This window comes from Peristeroidobacter soli (assembly GCF_004138485.1).
GTDB classification, from domain to species: Bacteria; Pseudomonadota; Gammaproteobacteria; order Steroidobacterales; family Steroidobacteraceae; genus Steroidobacter; species Steroidobacter soli.
Genome location: NZ_ML142848.1, coordinates 834,919 through 852,344, shown reverse-complemented (window position 1 = coordinate 852,344; position 17,426 = coordinate 834,919). Strand labels below are relative to the sequence as shown.

At 62.8% G+C, this 17,426-nt stretch carries 19 protein-coding genes; 10 read left to right on the top strand and 9 right to left on the bottom strand.

What is annotated here, in order from left to right; all coding sequences use genetic code 11:
- Window positions 1-123 precede the first annotated feature (123 nt).
- The 9 genes from EKO19_RS03320 (at window position 124) to EKO19_RS03280 (ending at window position 8,116) form a co-directional block, all read left to right on the top strand.
- On the top strand, window positions 124-747 hold the full coding sequence (locus EKO19_RS03320) for an energy transducer TonB (RefSeq protein ID WP_157995104.1): 624 nt from the start codon (window positions 124-126) through the stop codon (window positions 745-747).
- Window positions 748-1,237: 490 nt separating this feature from the next.
- Window positions 1,238-1,879: an energy transducer TonB gene (locus EKO19_RS03315; RefSeq protein ID WP_129774971.1), complete on the top strand. Its 642-nt coding sequence runs from the start codon at window positions 1,238-1,240 to the stop codon at window positions 1,877-1,879.
- Between the two features lie 117 nt (window positions 1,880-1,996).
- Entirely contained in the window at window positions 1,997-2,755 is a 759-nt protein-coding gene (locus EKO19_RS03310) for a MotA/TolQ/ExbB proton channel family protein (protein WP_129774970.1), read from the top strand.
- A 57-nt stretch (window positions 2,756-2,812) separates the two neighbouring features.
- Window positions 2,813-3,250: an ExbD/TolR family protein gene (locus tag EKO19_RS03305; RefSeq protein WP_129774969.1), complete on the top strand. Its 438-nt coding sequence runs from the start codon at window positions 2,813-2,815 to the stop codon at window positions 3,248-3,250.
- Window positions 3,251-3,280: 30 nt separating this feature from the next.
- The gene (locus EKO19_RS03300; protein ID WP_129774968.1) at window positions 3,281-3,709 is read left to right on the top strand and encodes an ExbD/TolR family protein; all 429 of its coding nucleotides are present in this window, start codon (window positions 3,281-3,283) and stop codon (window positions 3,707-3,709) included.
- Between the two features lie 273 nt (window positions 3,710-3,982).
- Complete coding sequence (locus EKO19_RS03295) at window positions 3,983-5,248, top strand: tetratricopeptide repeat protein (RefSeq protein ID WP_129774967.1); 1,266 nt, start codon at window positions 3,983-3,985, stop codon at window positions 5,246-5,248.
- A gap of 152 nt (window positions 5,249-5,400) precedes the next feature.
- Complete coding sequence (gene lipA / locus EKO19_RS03290; RefSeq protein ID WP_129774966.1) at window positions 5,401-6,408, top strand: lipoyl synthase; 1,008 nt, start codon at window positions 5,401-5,403, stop codon at window positions 6,406-6,408.
- A gap of 31 nt (window positions 6,409-6,439) precedes the next feature.
- Complete coding sequence (lipB, locus tag EKO19_RS03285) at window positions 6,440-7,108, top strand: lipoyl(octanoyl) transferase LipB (protein WP_129774965.1); 669 nt, start codon at window positions 6,440-6,442, stop codon at window positions 7,106-7,108.
- Window positions 7,109-7,132: 24 nt separating this feature from the next.
- Window positions 7,133-8,116 carry an NADPH:quinone oxidoreductase family protein gene (locus tag EKO19_RS03280; RefSeq protein ID WP_129774964.1) on the top strand — a complete coding sequence of 328 codons (984 nt, stop codon included), beginning with the start codon at window positions 7,133-7,135 and terminating at the stop codon, window positions 8,114-8,116.
- 8 nt (window positions 8,117-8,124) lie between these two features.
- Here EKO19_RS03280 and EKO19_RS03275 read toward each other — a convergent pair whose 3' ends face one another.
- From EKO19_RS03275 to EKO19_RS03235, 9 genes are read right to left on the bottom strand one after another with little or no spacing between them, the layout of a single operon-like run.
- Window positions 8,125-8,397: an HP0495 family protein gene (locus EKO19_RS03275; protein WP_129774963.1), complete on the bottom strand. Its 273-nt coding sequence runs from the start codon at window positions 8,395-8,397 to the stop codon at window positions 8,125-8,127.
- A 51-nt stretch (window positions 8,398-8,448) separates the two neighbouring features.
- Entirely contained in the window at window positions 8,449-9,330 is an 882-nt protein-coding gene (locus EKO19_RS03270; RefSeq protein WP_129774962.1) for a D-amino acid aminotransferase, read from the bottom strand.
- A 13-nt stretch (window positions 9,331-9,343) separates the two neighbouring features.
- Window positions 9,344-10,168: a septal ring lytic transglycosylase RlpA family protein gene (locus EKO19_RS03265; protein WP_129774961.1), complete on the bottom strand. Its 825-nt coding sequence runs from the start codon at window positions 10,166-10,168 to the stop codon at window positions 9,344-9,346.
- Complete coding sequence (mltB, locus tag EKO19_RS03260; RefSeq protein WP_217705104.1) at window positions 10,165-11,142, bottom strand: lytic murein transglycosylase B; 978 nt, start codon at window positions 11,140-11,142, stop codon at window positions 10,165-10,167. Before mltB ends, EKO19_RS03265 begins: the two co-directional genes overlap by 4 nt.
- A 2-nt stretch (window positions 11,143-11,144) precedes the next feature.
- A complete protein-coding gene (gene rodA / locus EKO19_RS03255) occupies window positions 11,145-12,284 on the bottom strand; it encodes a rod shape-determining protein RodA (protein ID WP_129774960.1) in 1,140 nt (379 codons plus the stop codon).
- Complete coding sequence (gene mrdA / locus EKO19_RS03250; protein ID WP_129774959.1) at window positions 12,281-14,239, bottom strand: penicillin-binding protein 2; 1,959 nt, start codon at window positions 14,237-14,239, stop codon at window positions 12,281-12,283. Before mrdA ends, rodA begins: the two co-directional genes overlap by 4 nt.
- A 19-nt stretch (window positions 14,240-14,258) precedes the next feature.
- Window positions 14,259-14,738: a rod shape-determining protein MreD gene (mreD, locus tag EKO19_RS03245; protein ID WP_157995103.1), complete on the bottom strand. Its 480-nt coding sequence runs from the start codon at window positions 14,736-14,738 to the stop codon at window positions 14,259-14,261.
- A 40-nt stretch (window positions 14,739-14,778) separates the two neighbouring features.
- Window positions 14,779-15,807, bottom strand: coding sequence for a rod shape-determining protein MreC (mreC, locus tag EKO19_RS03240; protein WP_129774957.1), 1,029 nt, complete (start codon window positions 15,805-15,807; stop codon window positions 14,779-14,781).
- Window positions 15,808-15,849: 42 nt separating this feature from the next.
- Complete coding sequence (locus EKO19_RS03235) at window positions 15,850-16,893, bottom strand: rod shape-determining protein (RefSeq protein WP_116812772.1); 1,044 nt, start codon at window positions 16,891-16,893, stop codon at window positions 15,850-15,852.
- Window positions 16,894-17,134: 241 nt separating this feature from the next.
- Here EKO19_RS03235 and gatC point away from each other — a divergent pair, with 241 nt between their 5' ends.
- The gene (gatC, locus tag EKO19_RS03230; protein ID WP_129774956.1) at window positions 17,135-17,425 is read left to right on the top strand and encodes an Asp-tRNA(Asn)/Glu-tRNA(Gln) amidotransferase subunit GatC; all 291 of its coding nucleotides are present in this window, start codon (window positions 17,135-17,137) and stop codon (window positions 17,423-17,425) included.
- Window position 17,426: the final 1 nt, after the last annotated feature.

The window sequence follows — 17,426 nt, the reverse complement described above, 5'->3', positions numbered from 1 at the left end:
GGCTGTTGTTGTGTGAGTACTACTTTAAGTGAGAAGGGTTCTCATTTACAACCAAGCAGGGTCCAGGGCATGATTCGCGCTGTCGTTCCTCCGATAAGCAAATTTTCGAGCGCGAGAACAGCCGTGTTTGCAGAAGATCATTCGCGGCGACTGTGTGTCGCCGCCACTATCGCCGGCGTGCATGCGCTCGGACTCTATCTGGCGCTCACCTTCGCCCCTCAGATCCGGCTGGCTGTTGCGCAAGTGCCGCTGACCGCGACCTTCGTATCTCAGCCTGAACCCACGCAACGCAGGGAGTTGCCGCAGGTCGCCGTGGTAACGCCGCAACCGATCCTGCAGATGCCCGATCTGCCCCAGATCGACATTCCCACCGACGCTCCGCCGTCGACCCGCGCGATCACGATTCCCGTGCAGGCACCGCCGCCGCCGGCCACGCAAGCAGCCGATCGGAGCACACCAAAGTTAGTGTCGACGGTTGAATATGTCCGCGAGCCTTCACCCCGTTATCCACCTCAGTCACGGCGCTTGAGAGAACAGGGACTGGTCGTCTTACGAGTAGTGATCGACGAGCAGGGCGAGGCGAGCAGCATCGAAATAGAAACGTCCAGCGGGCACGCGCGACTGGACGATGCCGCGCGCGATGCCGTGTTACGCGCGGCCTTCCGCCCCTACGTGGAAGACGGCGAGCCGCGCCGGGCGCTGGTGCTGATACCCATCGAATTCGCCTTAAATCGTGGCTCGGCGTAACTATTCGTTGCGCGCGCTGTCTCTAAATGTTGTCGTACGAGCACGGTGAGCCCGGGCCGCTCGTTCATCATCGAGTGGAACAATCGACTACGGTGATCGTTGCCCAGTACGGTAACCCGGCGCGGCCTGCACGCTGGTGCTGCAATGCCTGCAGCGCGAGCACATCAATGGTGCGCAAGGGGTTTTGGGTTCGCGTTTCCTATCATCAAAGTTAGTTTACAAGTAGGTAGATTCTGTTTCGGAGTGCTTGCCTTCCTCGCAGAAACTTTATACCTTGCCCGCCGTTTCTGCGGTCTGTAGGACAACGCGTCAATACGGAATTTACGGACTTATTCCGGCCATCCTGGATGGGGACGCGCGAGTGAGGGCCGGCAGAAACGGGGGTTGTATGCCCAATGAGCATACGCATCGAACGACCACTAACGGTTGCGCACTAACTATGCGGGGTTGATCTTGATCCCCGTGTTTTATTTTTGTTGAGCTGCAAAGCATGCCCTACGCACCAGCCACGGACACGTCGTTTTTCACCCGCCGCGGTCTCGTCCTCGCGATCATCATCGGATTGCACGTCGGGATGTTCTGGCTGCTGAATTCCGGCCTGTCCCATCAGATCATCGACGTCGTGCTGGGCCCCATCGAAACCCGCATGATCGAAGAGGCGCCGAAGCAGGACGAGCCGCCGCCGCCGCCGCCGCCCAAGATCGAAACCCCGCCGCCGTTCGTGCCGCCGCCGGAGATCGACATCTCCATCGCGCCGGACGCGCCGCCGACCAACGCCATTCAACAGACCACTCAGGTGCGTCCGACCACGCCGCCGCCGATCGCCGCTCCGCCGGCTCCCGTGTCGCGCACGGCGCCGAAGTCGGATTCGCGTCGCCCGCTGACGCAGCCTGAATATCCCCCTTCATCGCGTCGCGCCGGCGAAGCGGGCACTGTCATCCTCGAGGTCTACGTGCTCGAGAACGGCCGTGTCGGCGAAGCCAAAGTGAAGCAGTCGAGCGGCTTCCCCCGCCTGGACGAAGCGGCCGTGCGCGAAGTGAAGCGGTCCTGGCGCCTGGTGCCGGGTACCGAGAATGGCAAACCGGTTCCGATGTGGGGGCAGTTCGCCGTCACATTCAAACTCACGGACTGAGGCTTGTATTGCGCGACCAGGGCCCGCCCGGCGGGCCCCCGTAATGGCAAGAACGGCAAGTAAAACTCCACCCCTTTGACTCAAGGTCATTGATTTAATCGTAGAGGACATCGTTCCATGGCAGCTCCGAACACCGAAAACGTCGAAAACCCCTTCGGCCTACAAGCACTGTGGGAGCAGGGTGGGGTGGTCGCGCACGGCACCTTGATCATCATGGTGATCCTGTCGCTCGCGTCCTGGTACATCATTCTCACCAAGGCGTGGGATCAGCGTCGCCTGTTCAAGCAGTACAAGGAAGTCGAAAAAGGCTTCTGGACCGCCGGCAACATCCGTGACGGCGCTGCCAAGCTCACCGGCAAGGACAACGCGTTCCGCATGATGGTGGAAGACGGCCTGCGCGCCGCTCAGCATCACGAAGGCCGCCTGACCGACCAGATCCCGCTGCACGAGTGGATCACCGCGTCGCTGTACCGCACGGTCGACTCCATCACCAAGCGTCTGAACACCGGCCTGTCGGTGCTCGCCACCACCGGTTCGACGGCTCCGTTCGTCGGTCTGTTCGGCACGGTGTGGGGCATCTACAACGCGCTGATCCAGATTTCCCTCGCCGGCCAGGCCTCGCTCGACAAGACCGCCGGCCCGATCGGTGAAGCGTTGATCATGACCGCCATCGGTCTGTTCGTCGCCGTGCCGGCCGTGTGGGGTTACAACTGGCTCCTCGGCCGTAACAAGGACATCATCGAGAAGCTGCGTTACTTCGCCTCGGACCTGCACGCCTACCTGGTGAGCGGCGCCCGCGTCGAGTCCGGCCCGCTCCCGGCCGCCGCTGGCCGCGCTCCGGCCGCTGCCCCCGCTGCCGCGGTGACCCGTAAGTAATGTGAACGGCCCCGGATCTCCTGAAGGATCCGGGGCCTTTCTTCATCGGAGCACGTTATGAGTTCATATCAAGGCATGTACGCTCCCTCGGAAGACGAGGAAAAGGCCATGTCCGAGATCAACACGACGCCGCTGGTGGACGTCATGTTGGTGCTGCTGATCGTGTTCATGATCACCATCCCGGTGATCACGCACACCATTCCGGTCGAGTTGCCCAAGGTCCGTAACGAGGCGACCAAGACCGCGCCGGAAAACATCAATATCTCGGTGAACAAGGATGGCCAGATCTACTGGAACCAGTCCCTGATCCCGGACACCGCCGCGCTGCTGGAGCGTCTGAAGGGCGCCGCTGTGTTGAAGCCGCAACCCGAAGTGCACGTGCGTGCCGACCAGGCCACGCGTTACGAGTACGTCGGTCGGGTGATTCTCACCGCGCAACGTGCCGGTATCCAGAAGGTCGGGTTCATCACTGAGCCGGGCGCGAACTCGCGCTGATCGCCGCGCTAGAAAGAAGAGGTATTTGCCATGGCAATGAGTGTAGGCGGCGGCGGTTCAGACGAACCCATGATGGACATCAACACGACGCCGTTGATCGACGTCATGTTGGTGCTGCTGATCATGTTCATCATCACCTTGCCGGTGATGACCCATGCGGTAAAGCTGGATATGCCCCAGACCAACCGTCCGCCCCCGGAGAATCAGGTTCAGCAGGAGCCGATCCGTATCGATATCGACTGGGACGGCAGCGTGGTGTGGAACGGCTCGGTGGTGCAGCTGGATCAGCTGGAAGGCTACTTCCGCGCTGAAGCGGCCAAGAACCCGCAGCCCGAGCTGCACGTGCGTCCGGACCGTCGTGCCAACTACGACACGGTGGCCAAGGTGCTGGCTCTGGCCCAGCGCAACGGCATGCAGCGCATCGGCTTCGTCGGCAACGAACAATTCATGGGCGAGTAATCGTCCAGCCCGGGATGAACCCGGGCTGACCGATGCCGTTCGGATAAGCTCTTCAGGCGGCGGGAGTCGAAACAATTCCCGCCGCCGACCGTTTGTAGTCAGAGACTCACAGATTTCGGTATACCCTTGCACGCCGTACGGATGCGGCGGCCAGCGAATTTATGCTCCGGACCGCGGTCATAATTTGAGCCTGGCAGCGTAACCGCCTCGAACGATTGAACGAATTGAGTGGCTGTGGGTCGATTCGCCCTTAGTTATAGATCGGGAAACCATATGACTCGAGTACGAAGTATTGCCGTCGCGATTTCACTCGCCCTGGGAGCCGTCGTTCCCGCGATGACTTTGTTGGCCCCCGCGGCCCAGGCCGCCGAGCAGGCCCAGAACAAGATCACGACCAAGGCTGTCGCCGTGCCGCTCAAGGCCGCTCAGGAGGCCATGCAGAAGAAGCAATGGGACGCGGCGCTCACCGAGATCAAGAAAGCCGCGGCGGTCGAGAAGAAGACTCCATTCGAGGCTTACCAGATCGACGAATTCATGGGCTTCGTGCTGATCCAGCAGAAGAAGTTCGGCGAAGCCGCGCCGGTGTTCGAGCGCATGCTGAACTCCGGTCTGATGCCGGCCGAACAGGTCGACGAACGCACCAAGACCGTCGCCCAGCTGTATTTCCAGATGAAGGATTACAACAAGGCGTCGGTGTGGGCCAAGAAGTGGCTCGACAAGCACCCGAACACCGAAGACATGGGCATCCTGCTCGGTCAGTCGCAGTACCTGCTGAACGACTACAAGGGCGCCGCCGCGACCATGAGCAACGTGGTCAAGAATGCCGAGAAGGCCGGCCGCAAGCCCGACGAGAACTGGATCCAGATCGTCATGAGCTCGTACTTCAAGATGCAGCCGCAGGACAAGGACGGCATCGGCGACGCGCTCAAGACCATGGTTCGTTACTACCCCAAACCCGAGTATTGGGAGAATCTGCTCGACATCTATCGCCGTAAAGCCAGCGGCGATCGCATGACCCTCGGCTATTACCGCCTGATGAACGATGTCGGCACCTTGAAGGACAAGGGCGACTTCGTCGAAATGGCGCAGCTGGCCATCGACGCCGGCGTGCCGGGCGAAGCCCAGAGCATCATGCAGAAGGGCATGGACGCGGGCGTGCTGAAGAGCGCCGACAAGACCGAGCAGGGCCGCTACGACCGCCTGTTGACCCAGGCCAAGAAGCAGGCCGACACCGACCGCGCCGAGCTCGCGCAGCTCGCCAGCGCAGCCGAGAAGTCCAGCTCCGGCCAGCCGAGCGTCGCGCTGGGTCAGGCCTATCTGAGCTACGGCGAGACCGACAAGGCCATCGCAGCGCTGCAGAAGGGCATCAGCACCGGCACCGGCGTGACCGACATCGACGAAGCCAACATCAGCCTCGGCATGGCTTACCTGAAGAAGGGCCAGAAGGACCAGGCCAAGCAGGCCTTCAACGCCGTCAAGGATGCCTCGAAGTGGAACGACCTGGCCGACCTGTGGGCCGTGCGCGCCCAGTCGACCTGATCGACACGATCAGACGTAATGTCAAAAAGCCCGGCCCCCAAAAGGCCGGGCACCTGTTCTGATTCGAAACCCGGCCCAGGCCGGGTTTTCTTTTTGGGCTAGAATTCCATCCCGCGAGCCCCCATGAGGGGCTTTCCTGAAGCGAGCCCGCAGTGACCGAATTCAAAGGCATCCCCATCGTTCGTAGCGGCGACAAGTACCGTACGCCGCAGGGCTTCAGCGCCATCAAGGACGGGATCAAGGCGTCCGCCCAGTCCGCTCCCGTGGAGTTCGGTCGCAAGCCCACCTGGCTGCGCGCCCCGATGCCCGCCGGTCGTGGCTTCGATTCCGTGAAGAACACGGTCAAGGAACATCGGCTCGCGACCGTCTGCGAAGAAGCCAAGTGTCCGAACATCGGTGAGTGCTGGAATGCCGGCACTGCCACCATCATGCTCATGGGTGCCGTTTGTACGCGCGCCTGTCGCTTCTGCGCCGTCGACACGGGCAACCCGCATGGTTGGCTAGACGCCGAGGAGCCCGCCAACAGCGCCCGCACAGTGCAGCTGATGAAGCTCAAGTACGTCGTCCTCACCTCGGTGAATCGCGACGATCTGCCCGACGGCGGCGCGGCTCATTTCGCCGCCAGCGTGCGCGAGATCAAGCGCCTCAATCCGACCACCGCGGTCGAAGCGCTGACACCGGACTTCCAGGGCGTGATGGCCGATGTCGAGACGGTCGTCGCCAGCGGGCTGGAAGTGTTTGCGCAGAACGTCGAGACCGTGCGTCGTCTCACTCATCCGGTGCGTGACCCGCGCGCCAGCTATGAACAGACATTGGCCGTGCTCGGTCACGCCAAACGTTTCCGTCCCGACGTGCTGACCAAGACCAGTCTGATGCTCGGCCTCGGCGAGACCGACGAAGAGATCGAGACCGCGATGGACGACATGCGCGCGGTCGGCGTCGACATTCTCACGCTCGGCCAGTACCTGCGGCCGACGCCGAATCATCTGGCCATCGAACGCTGGGTGACGCCCGCCGAGTTCGAGAAATATCGCGAGTGGGCGCTGGCGAAAGGGTTTCTCGAATGCGTGTCCGGGCCGCTGGTGCGTTCCAGCTATCGTGCCGAGCGCGCGCTGGAAAGAAACAACGCTGGTTTGAAGCCCGCCGTCGGCAACCCCTGATGAAACGAGTGGCGTCGCCACTGTCGCGCTCATGTCGAATTCCACAGTAGCTGCCACCACCGACACGTCGACTGCGACGCCGCCGGTGTTGCGCTGGTTGGGCCGCGTCGACTACGAGCCGACCTGGCGCGCGATGCAGACGTTCACCAACGAGCGTGACGCGAACACACCCGACCAGATCTGGCTGCTCGAACATCCTCCCGTTTTCACGCTCGGCATGAACGCCGCGCCGGAGCATCTGCTCGCGCCCGGCGACATTCCCGTGGTGCAGATCGATCGCGGTGGGCAAGTGACGTACCACGGGCCGGGACAGCTCGTCGTCTATCCATTGCTCGATGTGAGAAGAGCGGGGCTCGGTGTGAGACAAATGGTGATGGCATTGGAGAACGCCATCATCGATCTGCTCGCATCGTGGAACATCGAGGCGGTCGCGAAACGCGAAGCGCCCGGTGTGTATGTAAACGGACGCAAAGTTGCCAGCATCGGGCTGCGGATCCGCCGCGGCAGCAGCTATCATGGCCTCGCGTTCAATGTTGCGATGGATCTGCAGCCGTTCCAGCGCATCAATCCCTGCGGCTATCGCGGTCTGGAAGTGACCGACCTGCGCTCGCTGGGGGTGAACGCAAGTGTGCAGGAAGTCGCGGATGCGTTGTCACCGCGGTTGCTTGCATCGTTGCAGCTGACGCCCGGCGCCGGCTAGCTACCCTCATGCCAAGGTTCCGCCATGCGAGCAGTCGTTCTGAGCAGCTATGGGCCGCCTCCTGATCTTTCCGTAAAAGAGATTCCCGCGCCGGCATTGCCGCCGGGCTACGTTCGTATTCGAGTGCATGCGGTGGGCTTCGGCTTTCCCGATGCGCTGATGGTGGCGGGTAAATATCAGGTCAAGCCGGAAGTGCCCTATACCCCTGGCAGCGAAGTCGCCGGTGTGATCACTGCAGTCGCCGCCGACGTAACGGATTTCAAACCGGGCGCGAGAGTCCTGGCGATGGCAGGGCAGGGCGGTCTCGCCGAGGAATGCGTCGCTCCCTCGCACGCGCTGATACCGTTGCCCGGCTCGATGAGCATGGCCGCGGCCGCGGGGTTTCTCGTCAACTACGGCACGACGTATCACGCGTTGGTGCAACGAGCAAACATTCAGCCCGGAGAAACATTGCTAGTGCTCGGCGCCGCGGGCGGCGTTGGCTTGACCGCGATCGAGATTGGCAAGGCGCTCGGTGCCCGAGTGCTGGCGGGCGCGAGCACGCCGGAGAAACTGGAACTGGCGAAGCGTCACGGCGCGGACGCGGTGTTCAATTACACACAGGACACGATCAAAGCGAAGGTGATGGAATTCACCGGCGATCGCGGCATCGATGTGGCCTACGATCCGGTCGGCGCGGACTTCGCCGAGCAGGTCGTTCGCTCGATGGCCTGGAACGGGCGTTATCTGGTCATCGGCTTCGCCGGCGGCAAGATTCCGGCAATCCCTCTGAACCTGGCCTTGCTCAAGGGATGCTCACTCGTCGGCGTCTTCTGGGGCGCGCACACTCGCAAAGAACCGGCGCTTCATGCAGCCAACTTGAAAGCGCTGTTCGAGTTGTTCGAGAGCGGCAAGATCAAGCCGCACGTCACCGAGCTCGAGGGCCTGGAACGCTTCACCGAAGCGCTCGACATGCTCAACACCCGGCGCTCGACCGGCAAGGTCGTCATTCGCGTCGCGGCCGACTGACGATCGGCTTACAGAACCACCATCACGCGCTCGTGCGCCGTGAGCTCGCGGTACAGTTCGTCCAACTGTTGTTTGCTCTGCGCCGTGAACGTGCAGGTGAGGCTCAGATAGCTGCCGCTGCTGCTGGGCCGCTCTTCGATGTTGGAGGCCTCGATGGGGCCGGCGTGCTTCTGCACGATGCCCAGCACGATGCTGCGGAAGTCGTCCGTATGCCGGCCCATGACTTTCAGGGGAAAGTCACAGGGGAACTCGAACAGGGTGTCTTTGCTGGTTTCGGTCATGGCGCCCGATATGCGGCCTGAAAGGCGTCAAGTCAAGCCGCAATTCACCGCTCAGGGCGTGTAGGCGGGGGTGCCGGCCAGGTCCTGGCGGAGCTTGACGAACGAATCCGCCATACGCAGCCACGCAGGGCCCGGGCGACCGCTGCCGACCGGTGCGCCGTCGATACTGGTCACCGGCAGCACATCGCGAGTCGCGGCGGAAATCCAGACCTCATCGGCTGAGCGCAGTTCATCGGTGGAGATCCTGCGAATCTCCGCCGGCATGACATTGTTTGCGAGCGACAGCGCGGCATCGCGCGTCGTGCCCGGAAGAATGCGGTGACTGTTCGGCGGCGTGGCGACCACGCCGCTCTTCACGACGAACACGCTGGTCGATGAGCCTTCCATGACTTCGCCGTCGCGCACGATGATCGCTTCGTTGGCGCCCGCGTCGAGCGCTTGCTGTTTCATCAGCACGTTGGCGAGCAGCGCCGTGCTCTTGATGTCACATCGGCCCCAGCGAAAGTCTTCGACAGTGATCGCGGATACCCCTGCCGCACGCTGAGCATCGGTGAACACAGGCAGAGGCGAGGCCATCGCGAACACGGTGGGCGGGACCGCCACGACCGGGAACGCATGATTGCGCCCGAACTCGGCGCCGCGACTCACCTGCACATAAACGTAACAATCGCTGCTGCCATTGCGAGCGATCAGTTGCTCGAGAATGCCGCGCCACTGTTCGTGAGTGTGCGGATTCTCGATGCGGATCTCGCGCAGGCTGCGGGCCAGCCGGTCGAAGTGCTCGCGGAATAGAAACATCCGCCCGCCGAACACCGGCAGCACTTCATACACGCTGTCGCCGAACAGGAATCCCCGGTCGAGCGGCGAGATTCGAGCATCACGCAGCGCTACATACTCGCCATTGAGGTAGCACTGCGATAGCGGATCGGGCATGGATCAGTTCATGTCAATTGGCAGCGAGGCGGGCGTCGGGGAAGCCCAGCATGCGCAGGCGCTTCACCACTTTATCGAATTCGTTGACGCTCGGAATCGGCCCGACACGCACGCGGTACAGCGCCTTGCCATCGACCTGGTCCTCACGCACGAACGCGTTGTCGATGCCTTTGGCACGCAGTTGTCCGAGCAGTTTGGTGGCGTTGGCTTCGGTGCCGAACGCGCCCGCCTGCACATACAAGTCCGAGGTGGCGGCCGGCGCCGGCGGCGGTGCGGACTTTTGCATCGGCGTGAGGGCACGCACTTCGACGAACGTCGTGCCGGCCTTGAGCATGTCGAGCTTGGCGGCGGCGGTGTAGGAAAGATCGATGATCCGACCTTCCTTGAACGGTCCGCGATCGTTCAAGCGCACGACCACGTGCTTGCCGTTGCTCAAGTTCGTGACCTGGACATACGCGGGCAGCGGCAGGGTCTTGTGGGCCCCGGTCATGGCGTACATGTCGTAACTTTCGCCGTTGGAGGTGTTGGCGGCGTGAAAGCCCGGGCCGTACCAGGACGCGACACCGCGCTCCAGGTAACCTTCGGCGGTGTTGAGCACGAAATAGCGCTTGCCGAGCACATCGTAGAACGGCGGATTGCCGCGAGCCGAGCGGGGCTCGGCGCGAGGCACGGGATCAGGAATGTTTTCTATGTCTGCCGGTATGGGGCCGGGCGAGGGCAACGGCGGATGTTTGGGCGGACTGATGACCGAAGGCGGCGTGCTGCAGCCGGCAACGATCAGAGCCAGCAGGAAAGGAAGCCGATGAGACGTTGAGGGTCGCCAGGCCCGCGTCTTCATCTCTCGGTATCCCTCATGAAGTTCTGAATGGCCTCGCCCAAGTCGTGTACCGCCATGGCATACATCGGACTGCGGTTATACCGCGTGATGGCGTAGAAGTTGTTGAAGCCGACCCGATACAGCGGCCCGTCCTTGCCCTGACCCACGACCAGCATGGCCGGAGCGTCCGGCGGCAGACTGGTCTCGAACTTCACGCCCTTGTCGCGTAATGATTGCACGGTTTCGTTCAAAGCCAACTTGATGTCAAACCGCGACAGGTCGGGGTTGCCGAGCGTGGCGTCGACCGCTACCGGCTGGCCGTTCACCCAGCCGTTCTCGACCAGATAATTCGCGATCGAGCCGATCACGTCGTCCCAGCTGTGCCACAGGTCGCGATGCCCGTCGCCATCGCCGTCCACCGCCCACTTGCGGTAGCTGGAGGAGATGAACTGCGCCGCGCCCATGGCGCCGGCGTAGGAGCCGAGCACGGTCGCCGGGTCGACCTTCTCTTCGCGCGACAACAACAGGAATTCCTTCAGCTCGCCGAGGAAGAACTCACCCCGCGGCGGGTAATCGAAACCCAATGTCACCAGCGCATCGAGCACTTTGTAGCGGCCGGTGATGCGACCGAACGAGGTCTCCACGCCGAGAATGCCGACCACGGTGTTGGCCAGCTGCGGATCGGGAATTTGCTTGAGTTTCTCGCCATGGCCGACCCAGAAGTCGGCGCCCTGGTTGATGCGTTTGTCGGTGAGGAAACGCTCGCGATATTCCCACCACGGCACCACGCGCTCGGCGGGGCGGCTGATGGCATCCAGAATGGGTTGCTTGGTCTCAGCGGTCTTCAGCAGCGCTTCGAGCCTGGCTTTGTCGAAGCCGTGCTCGCGCGTCATGGTGTCGATGAAGGAGCGGACTTCCGGGCGCTTGATATCGAAGGCGAGCGCAGGCGACGCAACAGCGGACAGGACCAAGGGCGCAAGGGATAGCAGATTCAATCTCAACGGCTCACCAGTTTCCGCTTCGCGCACAAGGACATGAGAATACCGAAACCGGCCATGAGGGTCACCATTGCAGTACCGCCATAGCTGACGAATGGCAGCGGCACGCCGACCACCGGAAGCAGGCCGGTGACCATGCCGGTATTGACGAAAACATACACGCAGAACGTCAGCGCCAGGCTGCCCGAGGCCAGCCGCGAGAACGTGTCGTGCGCCGTCGCGGCCAGATACAGCGCCCGGCCGATGACGAACATGAACAGCAGAATGATGGTCACCAGGCCGATCAGGCCCCATTCCTCGCCGACCACGGCGAAAATGAAGTCGGTGGAACGCTCGGGCAGGAACTCCAGCTGCGCCTGACTGCCGTTGAGATAGCCCTTGCCGAACACGCCGCCCGAGCCGATCGCAATCTGCGATTGAATGATGTGATAGCCCGAGCCCAGCGGATCGCTTTGCGGATCCAGGAACGTGAGCACGCGTTGTTTCTGATAGTCGTGTAGCAGGAAATGCCACGAGCCGATGGCGACCGGCACGAGCAGGCCGACCACGGAAAGGATGTATTTGAACTGCAGACCGGCGAGCAGCACGACCATGCCGCCGCCCGCGGCGACCAGCAGCGATGTGCCCAGGTCCGGTTGCTCGGCGATGATCAACGTCGGAATGCCGATGCCGAGCGCCAGCACCAGCAACGATGTGAAGCTCGGCGGCAAGGGCCGCTCATGCAGAAACCACGCGCAGGCCAGTGGCACCGCCAGCTTCATGATTTCGGAAGGCTGGAAACGCACGAAGCCCAGATCGAGCCAGCGCTGCGCGCCCATCGCGATATCGCCTTGGAACATCACGGCCAGCAACAGGAGCAGGCCGAGCACCCAGGCCACCGGCGCGGCATTACGAATGATTCGAGGCGGCACTTGAGCCAGCATGATCATCGCGATCAGACCGAGCGCGAAACGCATCAACTGCGCTTCGAGCATGTCGAGACTGCTGCCCGAGGCGCTGAACAGCACGATGCTGCCAACCGCGCCGACCATGCACAGTGCGATGAACAGCGGACCGTCGAGATGCAACGCCAGCAAGAGCTGCGCGGTGCCGGTCAGTGTGCGCTGAGTGCGTGATGAATCGATGGTATCGATGCTCATTCCTCACCTCGACGCGGTGGGGGCGCTGCGGCTGGGGCGGGCTTCTTTTTCGCTTCCTGTTCCGCCAACTGTTCGGGCGTCAGCAAATAGGTGTCCAGGATGCGGCGGGCGATCGGGGCGGCGAACGCCGAGCCACCGCCCGGAGCGTTTTCGACGACGATGGCGACGGCGATGCGCGGCGCTTCAACGGGGGCGAATGCCACGAACAAGGCGTGGTCGCGCAGATGCTCGGCGAGATCGCCGGCCTTACGCATTTTTTCGTTGGCAGCAACGGTGAACACCTGAGCCGTGCCGCTCTTGCCCGCGATCTTGTAGAGCGCGTTGGCTGTCGCGCCACGAGCGGTACCGTAAGGAGCGTTCGCGACGTCGTACATGCCACCGATCGCGATGTCCCACGCGCGCGGATCCTGGACGTGCGGGGAGGGCAGCTCCGCCGGCTTGAGCTCGCTGACTTCACCAGTCGTCACGTTGCGAATGGCGCGCACCAGCCGAGGTTTGAAGCGATGACCGCGGCTCGCGATCGTCGCAGTGGCATGCGCCAGCTGCAGCGGCGTCGCGTTCATGTAGCCCTGGCCGATGCCGATACTGATCGTATCGCCGGGGAACCACATCTGCGCTTCCTTGCGACGGAATGCCTTCTTCTTCCATTCCGTCGAGGGCAGCAGGCCGATCTTTTCACCCGGGATATCGATGCCGGTGAGGGTGCCCATGCCGAACTGCGACAGATAGTCGTGGATGTGATCCACGCCCATTTCGTTGGCGATGCCATAGAAATAAACGTCGCACGAGGTGGCGATGGCCTTGCGCATGTCGACCGGGCCGTGACCGCCGGGCTTCCAGTCGCGCCACGGTCGGCTGACGCCGGGCATGCGATAGGCGCCACGGCAGTAAACCGTGTTCTCCGGAGTCACGACGCCCTTGTCGAGCGCCGCCAGTGCCATCATGGGTTTGACGGTCGAGCCGGGCGGATACACGCCGCGGATCACGCGGTCGAACATCGGCCGATCCGGATTTTCGGTCAGCGCCAGGTACTCGGGACGCGTCAGGCCGCGAGCGAACAAATTCGGATCGAAGGCCGGCGTGCTGACGAACGCGAGCACGTCGCCGTTGTTGGGATCGATCGCCACGGCCGACGCGCGCTGACCGCGCAGCGCTTCTTCCGCCGCCTGCTGGGTGCGCATGTCGATGGTCAGGAACAGGTCGTTGCCCGACACCGGCTCCTTGCGCTCGAGTTTGGCGGCTTCGTTACCGATGCGCTCGACGCTGCGGCCCTGGGCATTCACCAGGAGCTGTTGCATGCCCGCTTTGCCGTGCAACTGAGCTTCGTACGCGTACTCGACGCCGTTCTTGCCGGTCAGCGTGGTGCCGGCGTACTCGTCGATGTTCAGACGTTTCTTGTCGTCTTCGCTGATCGCGCCGACATAGCCGATGGCGTGCACGCTGCTTTCGGCCAGCGGGTAATAGCGGGTCAGGCGCGGGCGGATCTCGACACCCGGAAACTGATGGCGCCGGGCCGCGAAACGCGCCACCTCGACCTCGGTGAGCTGCAGCTTGATCGGCACCGCGTCGAAGCTGCGCCGGCCGCGCAGGTCGCGCTTGATGGTGGGAATGTTGTCCTTGTCGATCAGCCCCACCTCGGCGATGCCGTTCAGGGTGGCGTCGATGTCCTGGACCTGCTCCTTGGTCAATTCCAATTGATAGGACGGCGCGTTGGTCGCGAGCGGTACGCCGTTGCGATCCAGGATCAGGCCTCGGTTCGGCGGAATCGGCTCGATGCGGATCCGGTTACCTTGCGACAGATCGGCGAAGTAGTCGTATTTCACGACCTGCAGCCACACCAGACGCGAGATCACCAGGCCCATGGCGATGACCATGAGCACGGCCGCGATGATGGCCCGCTGTTCGAACAGCTGGCTTTCGGCGTGATGATCCTTGATGCGGACTGCGCGAGCCATGACTGAAGGGGGACGGGCGCTAACGGTTCCGCCGGTTCCAGGTATCCAGACCGGCGACCAGGATGGGCCACAGAATCGCGCCGCTGATCACCGGCAGCCAGCGCATCCAGGTCGTGACCGGCTGGCCTATGATGCCATCCAGCCAGAACACGATGAACTGATAGAGCGCCAGGAATGCAAACACGGTGAGCGTCTGCTGGGAGAGCGGAAAGATACGGATGCGCAGCTGAAACTTGTGGGTGAAGTAGGCCACCACCAGAAACGCCAGCGCGTGCTGGCCGAGAATGATGCCTTTGAGCACGTCGATGGACAGGCCGCAGAACCAGGCGAACAGCAGGCCGGCGATGCGTGGCGCGCTCAGCGACCAGTAGATCACCAGCAGCAACAGCAGGTCGGGCCGGGCCGCGTTGATCGGCTCGGGCAGCGGCAGCACCGCGAAAATGATCGCCAGGATCACCGTGAAAGTGACGCGCAGGCGACTGATACGACCGTCACTCACGATGGTTGGTCCGGGCCCCGAGTGCAGAGAAGGGCGTCATTTAGTCTTCGGTCGGTGGTTGTGGCTGCGGCAGCGGCTGCGCGCCCGGCGTTGGCGCCGGTGCTTGAGCCGCGGGCGCCGGCTGCCCCGACGTCGCTTGCGCGGGGGGCGTGGGCGCAGTCGATGCTTCGGCTGCGGGCTTCGATTCTGTAGCCGGTTTCGGCTTCGCGCCCGGTGCTTCCACCTGCGGCGTGTCGTCCCACAACAGCAGTACTTCGCGATCGCGATCGAGCTGGGCCAGCGGCTTGGCTTCCACCAGCGCGAACGTATCGGCTGGATTGCGCTCCACTTTGCTCACGCGGGCGACCGGATAACCGGCCGGGAAAATGCCGTCCAGACCCGAGGACACCAGCAGGTCCTCGACCTTCACATCCGATTCCACGGTCATGTAGGGCAGGCTGAGCTTGCCCAGATCGCCCGCGCCGACCGCGATGGAACGGATGCCGTTGCGATTCACCTGAACGGGAATGGCGTGCTCGGCGTCGCTGATCAGAATGATGGTCGAGGTGTACTTGTCCACCTGAACGACCTGGCCGACGATGCCGAACGCGTCCAGCACCGGCTGATTCTTGAACACGCCGTCGTCGGCGCCCTTATTGATTCGCACGCGGTGACGGAATGGATCGACATCGACCCGCATGATCTCCGCGATCATGGTCCGACCGCCGACGCCGGCCGAGGCTTCGCGCACGGCCCGCAGACGGACATTCTCTTCACGCAACGAATCGAATTGCAGCAGCTTGACGCGTGCTTCGCGCAGCTGTTCAGAAAGCTCGCTGTTCTCGGTGCGCAACCGGCCGCGGTCCGCGAAACTGCCAGTCAGCCAGTCCCACGCCTGGCCGGGCGTCTGCACGACGGCATAGACCGGCGAGGCCGCCGCGCCGAGCCATTGGCGCACGGTCTCCAGATAGTTGCTGCGATGGTCGAGCATCATCATGCCGACCGAGACAATTCCGAGGAAAAACAAGCCGGCGCCGAGCGGCGGGCCTCGGCCAATGATGTTCCGGCTATCGGAGCTCAGCGTGACCATTGGTTATGCGCAGGCGAACCCTCTGCTAGTTCGCCGACACCGCTATTCCAGATTGAACAGCGCAGGGCCGTGCTCGTCGATCAGCTCCAGCATGCGGCCGCCACCGCGGGCCACGCAGGTCAGCGGATCTTCCGAAACCACCACCGGCAGGCCGGTCTCTTCCATCAGCAGCTTGTCGATGTCACGCAGCAGGGCGCCACCGCCGGTGAGCACGATGCCGCGCTCGGCCACGTCCGCGCCCAGCTCGGGTGGCGTCTGTTCCAGCGCGACCTTGACCGCGCCGACGATGCCGGCCAGCGGTTCCTGCAACGCTTCGAGGATTTCGTTCGAATTCAGGGTGAAGCTGCGCGGCACGCCTTCGGAAAGGTTGCGGCCCTTCACGGAAATCTCGTTCACCTGCTGGCCGGGATAGGCCGAGCCGATTTCGATCTTGATCTTTTCGGCCGTGGCCTCGCCGATCAGGATGCCGTAGTTCCGGCGCACGTAATTGATGATGGCGTCGTCGAAGCGATCGCCGCCGATGCGCACCGACGAGGCGTACACGATACCGTTGAGCGAGATGACCGCGACTTCGGAAGTGCCGCCACCGATGTCGAGCACCATCGAGCCGCGCGCTTCATGAACCGGCAGACCGGCGCCGACCGCGGCCGCCATCGGTTCTTCGATCAGTCGCACCCAGCGGGCGCCGGCGCCTTCGGCCGATTCCTGAATCGCGCGACGTTCGACCTGGGTCGAGCCATACGGCACGCAGATCAGCACGCGCGGGCTGGGACGCATCAAGCGATTGCCGTGCACCTTCTCGATGAAGTACTGCAGCATCTTCTCGGTGACGGTGAAGTCGGCGATCACGCCGTCTTTCATCGGCCGAATCGCGGTGATGTGGCCGGGCGTGCGGCCCAGCATGTTCTTCGCTTCCTGGCCGACCGCCTCGATCTTCTTGCCGGCCCGGCCGGGCTCTTCACGGATCGCGACCACTGAAGGCTCGTTCAGCACGATGCCTTTGCCGCGCACGTAGATGAGGGTGTTCGCAGTCCCCAGATCGATCGACAGGTCGTTGGAAAAATACCCGCGTAGGTTTTTAAACATGGTTGTTGTGCGTCGAGCGTACGGGTCGAGGCGCGAGGAGAAAGGAGGGGCAAAAAAGTTGCGGTACTCTAGCAACGGGTTTCACATAGCACAAGCTTTCAGGTGTATGATTACGCCGCAATTTTCCAGGGATTTTTGCGGTCTTTTTTGCTCCTCGCTACGCTTTCGCCTGAGGTCGCGGCGAGCGTGAGGTCTCACTGGCCGCGATTTCTCATCTGTCTTTCAGCGGAAGTTTCGGCCCATGAGTCTTACCGATAACGATGTGAAGAACATCGCCAAGCTGGCGCGCCTGAAGCTCAGCGATGAGCAGCTGCCAGTGTATGTGGACAGCCTGTCGAAGATCTTCGACTTCGTCGCGCAGCTCAACGCCGCGGATACCGCGGCGGTCGAGCCGATGGCGCATCCGCTCGCGGATCAGGTGCAAAGGATGCGCCCGGACGAAGTGCTGGATACCGACCAGCACGCCAAATATCAGCGCAACGCGCCCCGCGTCGAAGCGGATCTGTATCTCGTGCCCAAAGTGATCGAGTGAC